We start from the raw sequence: 14,552 nt of genomic DNA on the forward strand, positions 1-14,552 counted from the left end.
ACTATTGTTCATTGTCAATCGCCCAACTGTTCAAATGTGTTCAGCAATGAACGCCCGATCCCCGCGTTTTCAGCCCTTTTCACGACAAATCAACCACTTGCCATTTCTGGCACGAATGTCGCTCTGCTGCACAGGTCGCTTGACTCCAATAATAAAAAGGCCGAGCCATGTCACTCACCCTGGAGCACGTCAGCCGCACCGTCGAGGGCCAGAACTGGATCGACGATGCCTGCCTGACATTCGAACCCGGATCTTTCAACGTTCTGCTCGGCCGCACGCTGTCCGGCAAGACCAGCCTGATGCGCCTGATGGCAGGCCTGGACAAGCCCGACAGTGGCCGGATCCTGATGAACGGCGTCGACGTCACCCAGCGCCCGGTGCGCCTGCGCAACGTGTCGATGGTTTATCAGCAGTTCATCAATTACCCGACCATGACCGTGTTCGAGAACATCGCCTCGCCGCTGCGTCAGGCCGGTGTTTCCAAAGAAATCATTCATAGCAAAGTGCTGGAAACCGCGAAGATGCTGCGCATCGAGAAGTTCCTGCAGCGCTATCCGCTGGAGCTGTCCGGCGGTCAGCAGCAGCGCACGGCGATGGCCCGGGCGCTGGTCAAGGACGCCGAGCTGATCCTGTTCGACGAGCCACTGGTCAACCTCGACTACAAGCTGCGCGAAGAACTGCGCCAGGAAATGCGCGAGCTGTTCAAGCTGCGCCACACCATTGCGATCTACGCCACCACCGAACCGAACGAAGCGTTGGCGCTGGGCGGCACCACGACGATTCTGCACGAGGGCCGGGTGATCCAGAGCGGCGCCTCGACTTCCGTCTACCACCAGCCGCAAACGGTGCTGGCCGCCGAGCTGTTCTCCGAACCGCCGATCAACCTGATGCCCGGGCGCATTGCCGGCAACGAAGTCAGCTTCGCCAATTTCGTGCACTTTCCGCTGAACGTCGACCTGCGTCCTGTAGGCGAGGGCGAGTTTCGCTTTGGCGTGCGCCCCAGCCATATCTCGCTGGTGCCGAGCAACGATGATGATCTGGAGCTGGCGGTTACCGTCGAAGTGGCGGAGATCAGCGGCTCGGAAACCTTCCTGCATGTGCGCAACGAGCATTTCCTGCTGGTGCTGCACCTGCCGGGGGTTCACGAATACGACGTTGATGCGCCGATCCGCATCTACATCCCGACCCACAAACTGTTCGTGTTCGATGCGCAGGGCCGTCTGGTGCAGGCACCGGGCCAACGTGTCGCGAGGGTTGCCTGATGGCCGAAATCCGTTTGCAGCACCTCGCCCACAGTTACAGCAAGCAGCCGAGTGGGCCTGACGATTACGCGATCCGCGAGATGGACCACATTTGGGAGCAGGGCGGCGCGTATGCCTTGCTCGGCCCTTCGGGTTGCGGCAAGTCGACCTTGCTCAACATCATTTCCGGCCTGCTCAGCCCCTCGCAAGGGCATGTGTTGTTCGATGGCAAAGCGGTCAACGACCTGACCCCGGAGAAGCGCAACATCGCTCAGGTGTTCCAGTTCCCGGTGGTCTACGACACCATGACCGTGTTCGATAACCTGGCATTCCCCCTGCGCAATCAGGGCATGGCCGAGGCGAAAGTGCACAGTAAGGTGCAGGAAATCGCCGAAGTCCTCGACCTGCAAAACTTGCTGAGCAAGAAGGCGCGCAACCTCACCGCCGACGAAAAACAGAAAGTCTCCATGGGCCGTGGCCTGGTGCGCGACGATGTCTCGGCGATCCTCTTTGACGAGCCGCTGACGGTGATCGACCCGCATCTGAAATGGAAGCTGCGACGCAAGCTCAAGCAGATCCACGAGCAGTTCAACATCACCATGGTCTACGTCACCCACGATCAGCTCGAAGCTTCGACCTTCGCCGACAAGATCGCCGTGATGTACGGCGGACAGATCGTGCAGTTCGGCACGCCACGGGAATTGTTCGAGCGGCCGACTCACACCTTTGTCGGCTACTTCATCGGCAGCCCGGGGATGAACCTGATCGAGGTGCAGCCGCAGCCGGGTGGGGTCGGTTTCGCTTCGACGCACTTGCCACTGTCCGACGCCTTGCAACGGCATATCGAACACGGTCAGTGGAAAAATCTGAAGGTCGGCATCCGCCCGGAGTTCATCCATGTCTGGGACGAGCCGTTTGACGAGGCGATGCAGGCGCGGGTGGTCCACGTCGAAGACCTCGGCACCTACAAGATCCTCACCCTCGACCTCGATGGCGCGCCGCTGAAGGTGCGTCTGGCCGAAGACAAACCGGTACCGCAGGGCAAGGCGTACATCAGTTTTCCGGCGCAGTGGCTGATGGTTTATGCCGATGAGTTTCTGCTCGAAGCCGACGACGAGGTGCAGCCATGAACAAGGTGCAGAACAACAAGGCCTGGTGGCTGGTGTTGCCGGTATTTCTGCTGGTGGCGTTCAGTGCGGTGATCCCGATGATGACCGTGGTCAACTATTCGGTGCAGGACATTTTCGACCAGTCCAGCCGCTACTTCGTCGGCGCCGACTGGTACAAACAGGTGCTGCTCGATCCGCGTCTGCATGACTCGCTGCTACGCCAGTTCATCTACTCGGCCTGCGTGCTGCTGATCGAAATCCCGTTGGGTATCGCCGTCGCCCTGACCATGCCGACCAAGGGCCGCTGGTCGTCAGTGGTGCTGATCATCCTGGCGATTCCGCTGCTGATCCCGTGGAATGTGGTCGGCACCATCTGGCAGATCTTCGGTCGTGCCGACATTGGACTGCTCGGTTCGGGCCTGAATGCGCTGGGCATCAGCTACAACTACGCGGCCAACACCATGGACGCCTGGGTCACGGTGCTGGTGATGGACGTCTGGCACTGGACTTCGCTGGTGGCGCTGCTGTGTTTTTCCGGGCTGCGGGCGATTCCCGACGTGTATTACCAGGCGGCGCGGATCGACCGCGCCTCGGCGTGGGCAGTGTTCAGGCACATCCAGTTGCCCAAGCTGAAAAGCGTACTACTGATCGCGGTGATGCTGCGCTTCATGGACAGTTTCATGATTTACACCGAGCCGTTCGTGCTCACCGGCGGCGGGCCGGGCAATGCCACGACGTTCCTCAGTCAGACGCTGACGCAGATGGCGGTCGGCCAATTCGATCTGGGGCCGGCAGCGGCGTTTTCGCTGGTGTACTTCCTGATCATCCTGCTGGTTTCGTGGCTGTTCTACACCGCCATGACCCATTCCGACGCCAACCGCTGAGGGCCCGGCCATGAGCAAAAGAAAGCTTATTCCGTTGCTGGTGTACATCCTGTTCCTGCTGGTGCCGATCTACTGGTTGCTGAACATGTCGTTCAAGAGCAACACCGAAATTCTCGGCGGGTTGACCCTGTTCCCCCAGGATTTCACCTGGCACAACTACAAGGTGATTTTCACCGACCCGAGCTGGTACACCGGTTATCTCAATTCGCTGTATTACGTCAGCCTGAACACGGTGATCTCGCTGAGTGTGGCGTTGCCGGCGGCCTATGCGTTTTCGCGCTATCGCTTCCTTGGCGACAAGCACCTGTTCTTCTGGCTGCTGACCAACCGCATGGCGCCACCGGCGGTGTTTCTGTTGCCGTTCTTTCAGTTGTATTCGTCGATTGGCCTGTTCGATACGCACATCGCTGTGGCCTTGGCGCATTGCCTGTTCAACGTGCCGCTGGCGGTGTGGATTCTGGAGGGCTTCATGTCTGGCGTGCCCAAGGAAATCGACGAAACCGCTTACATCGACGGCTACAGTTTCCCCAAGTTCTTCGTGAAGATTTTCATCCCGCTGATCGGCTCGGGCATCGGCGTCACGGCGTTCTTCTGCTTCATGTTTTCCTGGGTCGAACTGCTGCTGGCGCGCACGCTGACCTCGGTCAACGCCAAACCTATTGCCGCGGTGATGACACGCACGGTGTCGGCCTCGGGCATCGACTGGGGCGTGCTGGCGGCGGCGGGGGTGCTGACCATCCTGCCGGGCATGCTGGTGATCTGGTTTGTTCGCAACCACGTGGCCAAGGGCTTTGCCCTGGGTCGGGTCTGAGGAACGCATGATGGAATGGATGAGCTGGACCACCCCCACGGCGGGGTTCTTTATCGCCATCGGCCTGTTGCTGGTGGGCATGACCACCTGGGAATTGCGCTCGCCGAGCATCCTGCGACGCGGTTTTCTGCCGATTGCCACCACCCGTGGCGATCGCTTGTTCATCGGTCTTCTCGGCAGCGCCTACCTGCATCTGCTGGTAATCGGCGTCACCGACTGGAGCATCTGGGTAGCGTCCGCGCTGTCTCTGGTGTGGCTGTTGGTTGTGATGCGCTGGGGCTAGTCGAGTCGCTCGGCAATCGTGCTCCGTAACTCAAACTGGAGGTCTCTATGTTCGACAAAAACAATAAGCTGCGACATAGCATTTCATTGGCAGCCTTGCTGGCACTCAGCGGTTTGAGCGCATCTGCCTGGGCCGATGCCTATGAAGACGCTGCGAAAAAATGGATCGGCAGCGAGTTCAAGCCGTCGACCCTGACGGCCGATCAGCAGCTCGAAGAATTGAAGTGGTTCATCAAGGCCGCCGAGCCGTTTCGCGGCATGGAAATCAAAGTGGTTTCCGAGACCTTGACCACCCACGAATACGAGTCCAAGGTGCTGGCCAAGGCCTTCACCGAAATCACCGGGATCAAGCTCACCCACGACCTGCTGCAAGAAGGCGACGTGGTGGAAAAAATGCAGACGGTGATGCAGTCGGACAAGAATATCTACGACGGCTGGGTCAACGACTCGGACTTGATCGGCACGCACTTTCGCTACGGCAAAACCGAATCGATCACTGACCTGATGGCCAACGAAGGCAAGAACTTCACCTCGCCGACCCTCGACATCAAGGACTTCATCGGCATCTCGTTCACCACCGCGCCGGATGGCAAGATCTATCAACTGCCCGACCAGCAGTTCGCCAACCTGTACTGGTTCCGCGCCGACTGGTTCGAACGCGCGGACTTGAAAGCCAAATTCAAGGAAAAGTACGGCTACGAATTGGGCGTGCCGGTGAACTGGTCGGCCTATGAAGACATCGCCAAATTCTTCAGCGAAGACGTCAAGGAAATCGACGGCAAACGCGTCTACGGCCACATGGACTACGGCAAGAAAGACCCGTCGCTCGGCTGGCGCTTCACCGATGCCTGGTTCTCCATGGCCGGTGGCGGCGACAAGGGCCTGCCCAACGGCTTGCCGGTGGACGAGTGGGGGATTCGCGTCGAGGACTGCCATCCGGTTGGTTCCAGTGTGACCCGCGGCGGCGACACCAACGGCCCGGCGGCGGTGTTCGCCACGCAGAAATACGTCGACTGGCTCAAGGCCTACGCGCCACCGGAAGCGGCGGGCATGACCTTCTCCGAGTCCGGCCCGGTGCCGTCCCAAGGCAACATCGCTCAGCAGATTTTCTGGTACACCGCGTTCACCGCCGACATGACCAAACCGGGCCTGCCGGTGGTCAACGCCGACGGCACGCCGAAATGGCGCATGGCACCGTCGCCGCGCGGGCCGTATTGGGAAGAGGGCATGAAGCTCGGCTATCAGGACGTGGGTTCGTGGACGTTCATGAAATCCACGCCTGAGAAGCAGAAGCTCGCGGCGTGGCTGTACGCGCAATTCGTCACCTCGAAAACCGTGTCGCTGAAGAAAACCATTGTCGGCCTGACGCCGATCCGCGAGTCGGACATCAACTCGCAGGCGATGACTGATCTGGCGCCGAAACTCGGTGGCCTGGTCGAGTTCTACCGCAGCCCGGCCCGCGTGCAATGGACCCCGACCGGCACCAACGTGCCGGACTATCCGCGCTTGGCGCAATTGTGGTGGAGCCACATCGCCGAAGCGGCCAGCGGCGAGAAGACTCCGCAACAGGCGCTGGACGGCCTGGCCAAGGATCAGGACGCGATCATGTCGCGCCTCGAACGCTCCAAGGCGCAAGCAGTATGCGCCCCGAAAATGAACCCGGAGCGCGACGCACAGTACTGGTTCGACCAGCCAGGCGCACCGAAACCGAAACTGGCCAACGAGAAGCCGAAGGGCGAGACCGTGAGCTACAACGAACTGCTGAAATCGTGGGCGGATGCGCGTAAGTGATGGTTGATGTGTGAAAGGCAAACGGCACCGTAAGGTGCCGTTTTTTTGTTGCCTGATCTACCGCTTTCGCGAGCAAGCTCGCTCCCACAGGTTTTGGCGGCGTCCACATATTTTGTGAATGACTACTGTCCCTGTGGGAGCTTGCCTGCAAGCGATGGGGCCATGGGGGTCGCCGCGGGAAAACCGAGGCGGAATACGGTCATGACACCTGGCAAGCTCTTCACCTCCGCCACCCCCTGATGCAGGCTCATGATCGAGCGCACGATTGCCAGTCCCAGCCCGGTGCTGCCCTGTGAGCGCGAGCGGGCGCTGTCGACGCGGTAGAAGCGGTCGAACAGGTGCGGCAGGTGTTGCGCCTCGATGCCGGTGCCGGGATTGCTGACCAGCAGTGAAGCCTGCGTCGCGCCTTGCTCGATCAGCAAGGTGATGGTTTTGCCGTTCGGGCAATGACGCAGCGCATTCGACAGCAGATTGGAAATCGCCCGCTGGATCATCAGCCGATCGCCCAACACTGATGCGCTGCCAACAACGTTCAAATGAATCTGCTTGTCCTGCGCCGCCAGCGAAAACATCTCCGCGACCTTCGCCGCTTCCGCCTCCAGCGCCACCGCTTCAAACGGCGCCAGCGCCGACGGATGACTTACCTGCGCGAGAAACAACATGTCCGAAACAATCCGCGCTACCCGCTCCAGTTCCTCGGTGCAGGACACCAGCACATCCTTGTATTCCTCGGTCGTGCGTTCGCGGGACAAGGTCACCTGCGCCTTGCCCATCAAATTGTTGATCGGCGTACGCAACTCATGCGCCAGGTCATCGGAGAACTGTGACAACTGCTGCACCCCGGCATCCAGTCGATGCAGCATGAAGTTGATGCCCTGCGCCAGTTCGCTCAACTCCTGCGGCATGTTCACCACCGACAGCCGATGCTCCAGATCCTGCGTCGAGACCCTCGCCGCCACTTTGCGAAACTCGCGCAGCGGCGCCAATCCACGCTGCACCGCGCCCCACGCCGTCAGGCCGATGAACACCAGCAACAGCGGCAAGGCAATCAGCGTCGAGCGCAGATAGGCGCTGAGCAGCGCCTGGTCATGCGCGTTGTCCATCGACAGCAGCACCGGCACGCTGCTGCCGTCCTTGAGGCGAATCAGCTTCGACGCGGTGAGGAACTTCGCGCCTTCGGCATCGCTGCTGTCGCTGTAGGTCAGTTGATCGGTGGTCCCGCGAACAGCTCTGAGTTCCACCCGTGGATCGGTCAGACCCGTGCCGGATTTGAGCAGCGGCGAACGCAGATTCGAGCGCTCGTAAATCGTCAGCGTCAGGTTGTCATGGCCCATGACCTGATCGAGCAGAATGTGCGGCTTGCCACTGACTTCGTTGGTGTCGACGTACAGCGACAGGCTGTGCTCGACCTGCGCCATCTTCTTTTGCAGGCTGTCGCGAGACAGCGCATTCAGCTCATGGGTCAGGGCGAAATAGGCGAGGATCGCCAGGAACACCACCAACAGCGCGCCGAGAATACTCACCGTCAAACCAAGGCGCATCGACAGGCTGGCCGGCTTCATTCGCGCGCCTCCAGCACGTAGCCGACACCGCGCAGGGTGTGGATCAGCTTGTTGTCGAACGGGTCATCGATTTTCGCCCGCAAGCGCCGGATCGACACTTCGACTACGTTGGTGTCGCAGTCGAAATTCATGTCCCACACCAGCGAGATGATCTGCGTACGGGTCAGCACCTCGCCGGACTGGCGCATCAACAAGTGCAGCAGGGCGAATTCCTTGGTGGTCAGGTCGATGCGCTGCGCACCCCGAAACGCCCGATGCCGGCCCGGATCCAGTTCCAGATCAGCGACTTTCAACACCTGCGGCACTGGTATGTTTTCGCTGCGGCGCATCAGGGTGCGGACCCGCGCCAGCAGTTCGGGAAACTCGAACGGCTTGACCAGGTAGTCGTCGGCGCCCAGGTCCAGACCGCGAATCTTGTCCGCCAGCCGCCCGCGCGCGGTGAGCATCATCACCCGCGTCGAGTGGGTGCGGCGCAGTTGCTCCAGCACACCCCAGCCGTCCAGTTCCGGCAGGTTCACGTCGAGAATAATCAGGTCATAAGCCTGCTGTTGCGCCAGATGCAATCCATCGGCACCGGTGGCGGCGTGATCAACGATATAACCACTTTCGGTCAAACCCTGATGCAAGTATTCGGCAGCTTTAAGCTCGTCCTCAACGACAAGGATTCGCATGATCTATCACCACTTTTATTTAAGGGACATTTAATTAAGGTGGCCGGGAAAGTTATGGTTTTTGTAAGGTCTTCCGGACGCTGTTCAATAACTGAATGACGAATACGGTAAAGGCTGTAGTGGCTACAGGGTCAATCTTGGAGGCCTTTAAAACGGCCATCCGCGACAGCCTGTCGCAGCCTGAATGCGCCAGCAGACATGTATTTCATTCAGGCAAGTGCTGTTCGGCAGATAACTACTGAGTATTTGTTTCCATGTATTGCGGCAAAGCCTTTTGCACTTCGCATCCTAGAACAAAACAACTTTGCTGAACCGTGGATAACGGATTTGTAATGTTCCAGTCACCTTGTCGATAAGTTCAAAACCCTAACGTGGCGGCATCGAAAAATCCTGAATTAAAGGAAGTCCTCCATTGCCCGGTTTAATCGAACTGACGGCGCGATCACGCCTGAACAAAACCGCCAGCGGCCTCTTGTTGCTGGCGAGCAGCAGCCTGGCCAGCGCATCGACCCTGACACTGGATCAGGCGCTGCAAAGTGCTTTCGCCGGCAACCCCGATCTCGCTGCCGCGCAATGGGAAATCGGTATTGCCGAGGGCGATCGCCAGCAGGCCGGCCTGATCCCCAATCCCGAGGTGTCGTGGGAGGCCGAAGACACCCGGCGCAACTCGCGCACCACCACGGTGATGCTCAGCCAGCCGATTGAGCTGGGCGGTAAACGCGGTGCGCGCATCGATGTCGCCAGCCGTGCGCAGGACGCCGCCGGCATCGAGCTGGAGCGCAAGCGCAATGCCTTGCGCGCCGATGTGTTCCAGGCGTTCAACAGCGCGCAAACCGCGCAGCAACGCTTGCAGCTGGCGCGCCAGTCGCTGCAACTGGCCGAGCACGGTGTGCGCGTTGCTCAGGGGCGGATCGAGGCCGGTAAATCGTCGCCGGTCGAAGGTACGCGAGCACAGGTGCAGCTCTCGGAAGTGCGCCTGGAGGTGAGCCGCGCCGAGCGCGATCAGGCCAACGCCTATCAGCAACTGGCGCAAGTCATGGGCGCACCGTTGCCGACCTCGACCAACGTCCAGGCCGCCACGCAAACCCTCGCCACGCTGCCACCACCCGGCCGTTTGCTCGAGCGTCTGAACCAGACTGCCGAGCTGCGTCTGGCGAAACTGCAGATCGATCAGCGCGAAGCCTCGTTGGGCCTGGAAAAGTCCCAGCGCATTCCTGATCTGACCGTGAGCATCGGCAGCCAGTACAGCGAAACCGAGCGCGAACGGGTCAACGTGGTTGGGCTGTCGATGCCGATTCCGCTGTTCAACCGCAATCAGGGCAACGTGCTCGCCGCCGCACGGCGCAGCGATCAGGCGCGGGATCTGCGCAACGCCACCGAGCTGCGTTTGCGCACCGAAGTCCAGACCAGCCTTGAGCAATGGCAGACCGCCAACGGCGAAGTCAACGCGTTCAACCAGACCATCCTGCCTGCCGCACAAAGCGCAGTGGACAGCGCCACACGCGGTTTCGAAATGGGCAAGTTCGGCTTCCTCGATGTGCTCGATGCCCAACGCACCCTGATTGCCGCGCGCAGCCAATACATCCAGGCCGTCAGCGAGGCGACCGAGGCCCGCGTGCGCCTCGAACGGATCTTCGGCGACCTCAGCGTCAGCCCTTGAATTTCACTTTTCAGACAACTGCGCGATGGCACGGCGCAGAGGAGTTTCCATGGATAAAAAACTGATGGTGGTCGCGGTGGCGACCCTGGCGCTAGGCATTGGCCTCGGTTCGCTGTGGCCGGCCAATTCAAATATCGACGCGCATGCCGATGAGGCTTCCGAACATGCCGATCACGCCGAGGAGGGCGCTGCCGCCGAAGGCGAACATGCCGAAGAAGGCCACATCGAATTGAGCGCCGAGCAGATCGCCGCCGCAGGCATTCAACTGGCCGAGGCCCGGGCGCAAAGCATCAGTCTCGGCTTGTCGTTTCCCGGCGAAGTGCGCTTCGACGAGGACCGCACGGCACACGTCGTGCCGCGCGTGCCGGGGGTGGTCGAGTCGGTGGCGGTCAACCTCGGGCAAACCGTGAAGAAGGGCCAGTTGCTGGCGGTGATCGCCAGTCAGCAGATCTCCGATCAGCGCAGCGAACAGGCGGCCGCGCAACGTCGCCTGGCGTTGGCGCGCACCACCTACGAGCGCGAGAAAAAACTGTGGCAGGACAAGATCTCCGCCGAGCAGGATTTCCTCCAAGCGAAGCAGGCGCTGGAAGAGGCGGAAATCGCCATGAACAACGCCCGGCAGAAAATCAGTGTGCTCAGCGGCAGCGTGGTCGCCACCGGTGGCAATCGCTACGAACTGCGCGCGCCATTCGACGGCGTAGTGGTGGAAAAACACCTGACGCCGGGCGAGGTGGTTGATGAAACCACTGCCGCATTCACCCTCTCGGATCTGTCGCGGGTGTGGGTCACGTTCGGTGTCTCGCCCAAGGATCTGACCCAGGTGCAGGTGGGCAAACCCGTCACCGTCAGCGCGCCTGAACTGAAGGCCGAAGTGACCGGCAGCGTGGCGTACGTCGGCAGCCTGCTCGGCGAACAAACGCGCACCGCGACCGTGCGCGTGACGCTGGAAAACCCGCAGGGCTCATGGCGTCCGGGGCTGTTCGTCACCGCGCGGGTCGCCACCGACAGCCGCCAGGCCAAAGTCGCCGTGCCGGAAACCGCGATCCAGACCGTCGAGGACAAACCCACGGTGTTCGTGCGTACCGACGACGGCTTCAAGGCGCAGGCGGTGGAACTGGGCAGCCGTGCCGCAGGCCACGTGGAAGTCACCCAAGGGCTGGAACCGGGCGTGCAAGTCGCCAGCGCCGGCAGCTTCGTCCTCAAGTCGGAGCTGGGCAAAGCCTCAGCCGAGCACAGTCATTAATTCTGGAAGGTTCCCATGTTCGAACGCCTGATCCAGTTTGCCATCGAGCAGCGCATCATCGTGCTGCTTGCCGTTCTGCTCATGGCCGGCCTCGGCATCGCCAGTTATCAGAAACTGCCGATCGACGCCGTGCCCGACATCACCAACGTCCAGGTGCAGATCAACACCGGCGCCGCCGGGTTCTCACCGCTGGAAACCGAGCAGCGCATCACTTTCCCGATTGAAACCGCGATGGCCGGTTTGCCGGCGCTGGAGCAGACCCGCTCGCTGTCGCGTTCGGGGCTGTCGCAGGTCACGGTGATCTTCAAGGACGGCACCGACCTGTTCTTCGCCCGCCAACTGGTCAACGAGCGTCTGCAGATCGCCAAGGAGCAATTGCCCGAAGGCGCGGAGGCGGTGATGGGGCCGATTTCCACCGGCCTCGGCGAGATCTTTCTGTGGACGGTGGAAGCCCAGGAGGGCGCGCTGAAGGACGACGGCAGCGCCTACACGCCGACCGATCTGCGGGTGATTCAGGACTGGATCATCAAGCCGCAATTGCGCAACGTGCCGGGCGTCGCCGAGATCAACACCATCGGTGGTTTTGCCAAGGAATATCAGATCGCGCCGGACCCGAAACGCCTTGCCGCGTACAAGCTCACCCTCACCGATCTGGTCACGGCGCTGGAGCGCAACAACGCCAACGTTGGCGCCGGCTACATCGAGCGCAGCGGCGAGCAGTTGCTGATCCGCGCGCCGGGGCAAGTGGCGAGCACCGAGGACATCGCCAACATCGTCATGGCCAATGTCGACGGCACGCCGATCCGGGTGAAGAACGTCGCCACGGTGGAAATCGGCCGCGAACTGCGCAGCGGTGCGGCCACCGAAAACGGTCGCGAAGTGGTGCTGGGTACGGTGTTCATGCTGATCGGCGAAAACAGCCGCACCGTTTCGCAAGCGGTGGCCAGCAAGCTGGAACAGATCAATAAATCCCTGCCGCAAGGCGTGATCGCCGTGCCGGTCTATGACCGCACGCACCTGGTCGACAAAGCCATCGCCACAGTGAAAAAGAACCTGATCGAAGGCGCGATTCTGGTGATCGCGATTCTGTTCCTGTTCCTCGGCAACATCCGCGCCGCGCTGATTACGGCGATGGTGATTCCGCTGTCGATGCTGTTCACCTTCACTGGCATGTTCAGCAACAAAGTCAGCGCCAACCTGATGAGCCTCGGCGCGCTGGACTTCGGCATCATCGTCGACGGTGCGGTGGTGATCGTCGAAAACACCCTGCGCCGGTTGGCTCACGCACAGCAGCATCACGGCCGTTTGCTGACTCGTGCCGAGCGTTTCAAGGAAGTGTTCGCGGCGGCGAAAGAGGCGCGCCGACCGCTGATTTTCGGCCAGTTGATCATCATGGTGGTGTACCTGCCGATCTTCGCGTTGAGCGGCGTCGAAGGGAAAATGTTCCACCCGATGGCGTTCACCGTGGTCATCGCGTTGCTCGGTGCCATGTTGTTGTCGGTGACCTTCGTGCCGGCAGCGATTGCGATGTTCGTCACCGGCAAGGTCAAGGAAGAAGAGGGCGTGGTGATGCGCGGTGCACGTCGGGTGTATGCGCCGGCGCTGGCCTGGGTCATGGCCCATCGCACGGTGGCCGTGGGCGCGGCGTTGGGGGTGATCGTGCTCAGCGGCGTGCTCACCAGCCGCATGGGCAGCGAGTTTGTGCCGAGCCTCAGTGAAGGCGATTTCGCCCTGCAAGCGTTGCGCGTACCGGGCACCAGCCTGACGCAATCGGTGGGCATGCAGCAGCGTTTGGAGACGCTGATCCTGGCCAAAGTGCCGGAGGTTGAACGGGTGTTCGCCCGCACCGGTACGGCGGAAATCGCCTCCGATCCGATGCCGCCGAACATCTCCGACAGCTACGTGATGCTCAAACCGAAGGATCAATGGCCAGACCCGAACAAGTCCCGCGAAACCCTGATGGCCGAGTTGCAACAAGCCGCCGCGACGTTGCCGGGCAGCAACTATGAACTGTCGCAGCCAATCCAGTTGCGCTTCAACGAACTGATCTCCGGTGTGCGCAGCGATGTCGCGGTGAAGGTGTTCGGCGATGACATGGACGTGCTCAACGCCACGGCAGCGAAGATCGCGGCGGCGATGCAAAAGGTCAACGGCGCCTCTGAAGTGAAAGTCGAGCAGACCACCGGTTTGCCGGTGCTGACCATCAACATCGACCGCGACAAGGCGGCGCGTTATGGCCTCAACGTTGGCGATGTGCAGGACACCATCGCTGTGGCAGTGGGCGGGCGTCAGGCCGGCACCTTGTACGAAGGCGATCGGCGCTTCGACATGGTGGTGCGTTTGTCCGATGCCATGCGCAAGGACATCGACGGCTTGTCGGCGTTGCTGATTCCGGTGCCGGCGCTGAGCGGTGCGGCGAATCAGATCGGGTTTATCGCGCTGAAGGACGTCGCCAGCCTCGATCTGGTGCTCGGGCCGAACCAGGTCAGCCGCGAAAACGGCAAGCGTCTGGTGATCGTCAGCGCCAACGTGCGCGGGCGGGATATCGGCTCGTTCGTCAGCGAGGCCGGTGCGCTGATCGAGCGCGAGGTGCAGGTGCCGGCCGGTTACTGGACCAGTTGGGGCGGGCAGTTCGAACAACTGCAATCGGCGGCCAAGCGCTTGCAGATCGTGGTGCCGGTGGCGTTGCTGCTGGTGTTCGGCTTGCTGTTCATGATGTTCAACAATCTGAAGGACGGCTTGCTGGTGTTTACCGGGATTCCGTTTGCCTTGACCGGCGGGGTGATGGCGCTGTGGCTGAGGGATATTCCGTTGTCGATTTCCGCTGGCGTGGGGTTTATCGCGTTGTCCGGGGTGGCGGTGCTCAACGGTTTGGTGATGATCGCGTTTATTCGCAATTTGCGCGAGGAAGGGCGTTCTCTATCCGATGCGATCCACGAAGGTGCGCTGACGCGTTTGCGGCCAGTGTTGATGACCGCGCTGGTGGCGTCGCTGGGGTTTATTCCGATGGCGCTGGCAACCGGCACCGGTGCCGAAGTGCAGCGGCCACTGGCGACGGTGGTGATCGGCGGGATTCTGTCCTCGACGATCCTCACGTTGCTGATCTTGCCCGCGCTGTACCAGATCGCCCATCGCCGGGATGAGGACACCGTACCGTCTGAATAGGTGATCCCTTGTGGGAGCGGGCTTGCTCGCGAAGAGGCCGTGTCAGTCGACATCAATGTTGGATGACACACCGCTTTCGCGAGCAAGCCCGCTCCCACATGGGTTCCGTGCACTGATCCGGCAGATAACGGAT

At 61.1% G+C, this 14,552-nt stretch carries 11 protein-coding genes; 9 read left to right on the forward strand and 2 right to left on the reverse strand.

The features are described from left to right. Window positions 1-167: 167 nt before the first annotated feature. Genes H043_RS0128400 through H043_RS0128425 form a run of 6 tightly spaced genes read left to right on the forward strand, consistent with a single transcriptional unit; the run spans window position 168 to window position 6,118 of the window. Window positions 168-1,262 carry an ABC transporter ATP-binding protein gene (locus tag H043_RS0128400; RefSeq protein ID WP_027614643.1) on the forward strand — a complete coding sequence of 365 codons (1,095 nt, stop codon included), beginning with the start codon at window positions 168-170 and terminating at the stop codon, window positions 1,260-1,262. Further along, a complete protein-coding gene (locus tag H043_RS0128405; protein ID WP_027614644.1) occupies window positions 1,262-2,371 on the forward strand; it encodes an ABC transporter ATP-binding protein in 1,110 nt (369 codons plus the stop codon). Before H043_RS0128400 ends, H043_RS0128405 begins: the two co-directional genes overlap by 1 nt. Then, the gene (locus tag H043_RS0128410; protein ID WP_027614645.1) at window positions 2,368-3,234 is read left to right on the forward strand and encodes a carbohydrate ABC transporter permease; all 867 of its coding nucleotides are present in this window, start codon (window positions 2,368-2,370) and stop codon (window positions 3,232-3,234) included. The genes H043_RS0128405 and H043_RS0128410 overlap by 4 nt, the downstream gene beginning before the upstream one ends. A 10-nt stretch (window positions 3,235-3,244) precedes the next feature. Next, window positions 3,245-4,045, forward strand: a complete 801-nt coding sequence (locus tag H043_RS0128415) for a carbohydrate ABC transporter permease (protein WP_027614646.1) — start codon at window positions 3,245-3,247, stop codon at window positions 4,043-4,045. Between the two features lie 10 nt (window positions 4,046-4,055). After that, the gene (locus tag H043_RS0128420; protein ID WP_027614647.1) at window positions 4,056-4,328 is read left to right on the forward strand and encodes a DUF2160 domain-containing protein; all 273 of its coding nucleotides are present in this window, start codon (window positions 4,056-4,058) and stop codon (window positions 4,326-4,328) included. A 47-nt stretch (window positions 4,329-4,375) separates the two neighbouring features. Beyond that, on the forward strand, window positions 4,376-6,118 hold the full coding sequence (locus H043_RS0128425; protein WP_027614648.1) for an ABC transporter substrate-binding protein: 1,743 nt from the start codon (window positions 4,376-4,378) through the stop codon (window positions 6,116-6,118). A gap of 122 nt (window positions 6,119-6,240) precedes the next feature. On the opposite strand, the gene H043_RS0128430 is transcribed toward H043_RS0128425, so the two are convergent. Together H043_RS0128430 and H043_RS0128435 are read right to left on the reverse strand one after the other, a co-directional pair. Continuing rightward, window positions 6,241-7,680 carry a heavy metal sensor histidine kinase gene (locus H043_RS0128430; protein WP_027614649.1) on the reverse strand — a complete coding sequence of 480 codons (1,440 nt, stop codon included), beginning with the start codon at window positions 7,678-7,680 and terminating at the stop codon, window positions 6,241-6,243. Next, a complete protein-coding gene (locus H043_RS0128435; RefSeq protein WP_027614650.1) occupies window positions 7,677-8,351 on the reverse strand; it encodes a heavy metal response regulator transcription factor in 675 nt (224 codons plus the stop codon). The genes H043_RS0128430 and H043_RS0128435 overlap by 4 nt, the downstream gene beginning before the upstream one ends. 412 nt (window positions 8,352-8,763) lie before the next feature. On the opposite strand from H043_RS0128435, the gene H043_RS0128440 reads away from it, so the two are divergent. From H043_RS0128440 to H043_RS0128450, 3 genes are read left to right on the forward strand one after another with little or no spacing between them, the layout of a single operon-like run. Continuing rightward, on the forward strand, window positions 8,764-10,011 hold the full coding sequence (locus H043_RS0128440) for a TolC family protein (RefSeq protein ID WP_027614651.1): 1,248 nt from the start codon (window positions 8,764-8,766) through the stop codon (window positions 10,009-10,011). A gap of 49 nt (window positions 10,012-10,060) precedes the next feature. After that, entirely contained in the window at window positions 10,061-11,254 is a 1,194-nt protein-coding gene (locus H043_RS0128445; protein ID WP_027614652.1) for an efflux RND transporter periplasmic adaptor subunit, read from the forward strand. Window positions 11,255-11,269: 15 nt separating this feature from the next. Next, window positions 11,270-14,419 carry a CusA/CzcA family heavy metal efflux RND transporter gene (locus H043_RS0128450; protein WP_027614653.1) on the forward strand — a complete coding sequence of 1,050 codons (3,150 nt, stop codon included), beginning with the start codon at window positions 11,270-11,272 and terminating at the stop codon, window positions 14,417-14,419. Window positions 14,420-14,552: the final 133 nt, after the last annotated feature.

Source organism: Pseudomonas sp. URIL14HWK12:I6, from assembly GCF_000514195.1.
In the GTDB taxonomy this organism is placed as follows: Bacteria; Pseudomonadota; Gammaproteobacteria; order Pseudomonadales; family Pseudomonadaceae; genus Aquipseudomonas; species Aquipseudomonas putida_A.

Bases quoted from the DNA above. Each gene is read 5' to 3' on its own strand.
- H043_RS0128430 (WP_027614649.1), bottom strand. From the start codon at position 7,680: ATGAAGCCGGCCAGCCTGTCGATGCGCCTTGGTTTGACGGTGAGTATT.
- H043_RS0128445 (WP_027614652.1), top strand. From the start codon at position 10,061: ATGGATAAAAAACTGATGGTGGTCGCGGTGGCGACCCTGGCGCTAGGC.
- H043_RS0128415 (WP_027614646.1), top strand. From the start codon at position 3,245: ATGAGCAAAAGAAAGCTTATTCCGTTGCTGGTGTACATCCTGTTCCTG.
- H043_RS0128400 (WP_027614643.1), top strand. From the start codon at position 168: ATGTCACTCACCCTGGAGCACGTCAGCCGCACCGTCGAGGGCCAGAAC.
- H043_RS0128450 (WP_027614653.1), top strand. From the start codon at position 11,270: ATGTTCGAACGCCTGATCCAGTTTGCCATCGAGCAGCGCATCATCGTG.
- H043_RS0128405 (WP_027614644.1), top strand. From the start codon at position 1,262: ATGGCCGAAATCCGTTTGCAGCACCTCGCCCACAGTTACAGCAAGCAG.
- H043_RS0128425 (WP_027614648.1), top strand. From the start codon at position 4,376: ATGTTCGACAAAAACAATAAGCTGCGACATAGCATTTCATTGGCAGCC.
- H043_RS0128435 (WP_027614650.1), bottom strand. From the start codon at position 8,351: ATGCGAATCCTTGTCGTTGAGGACGAGCTTAAAGCTGCCGAATACTTG.
- H043_RS0128420 (WP_027614647.1), top strand. From the start codon at position 4,056: ATGGAATGGATGAGCTGGACCACCCCCACGGCGGGGTTCTTTATCGCC.
- H043_RS0128410 (WP_027614645.1), top strand. From the start codon at position 2,368: ATGAACAAGGTGCAGAACAACAAGGCCTGGTGGCTGGTGTTGCCGGTA.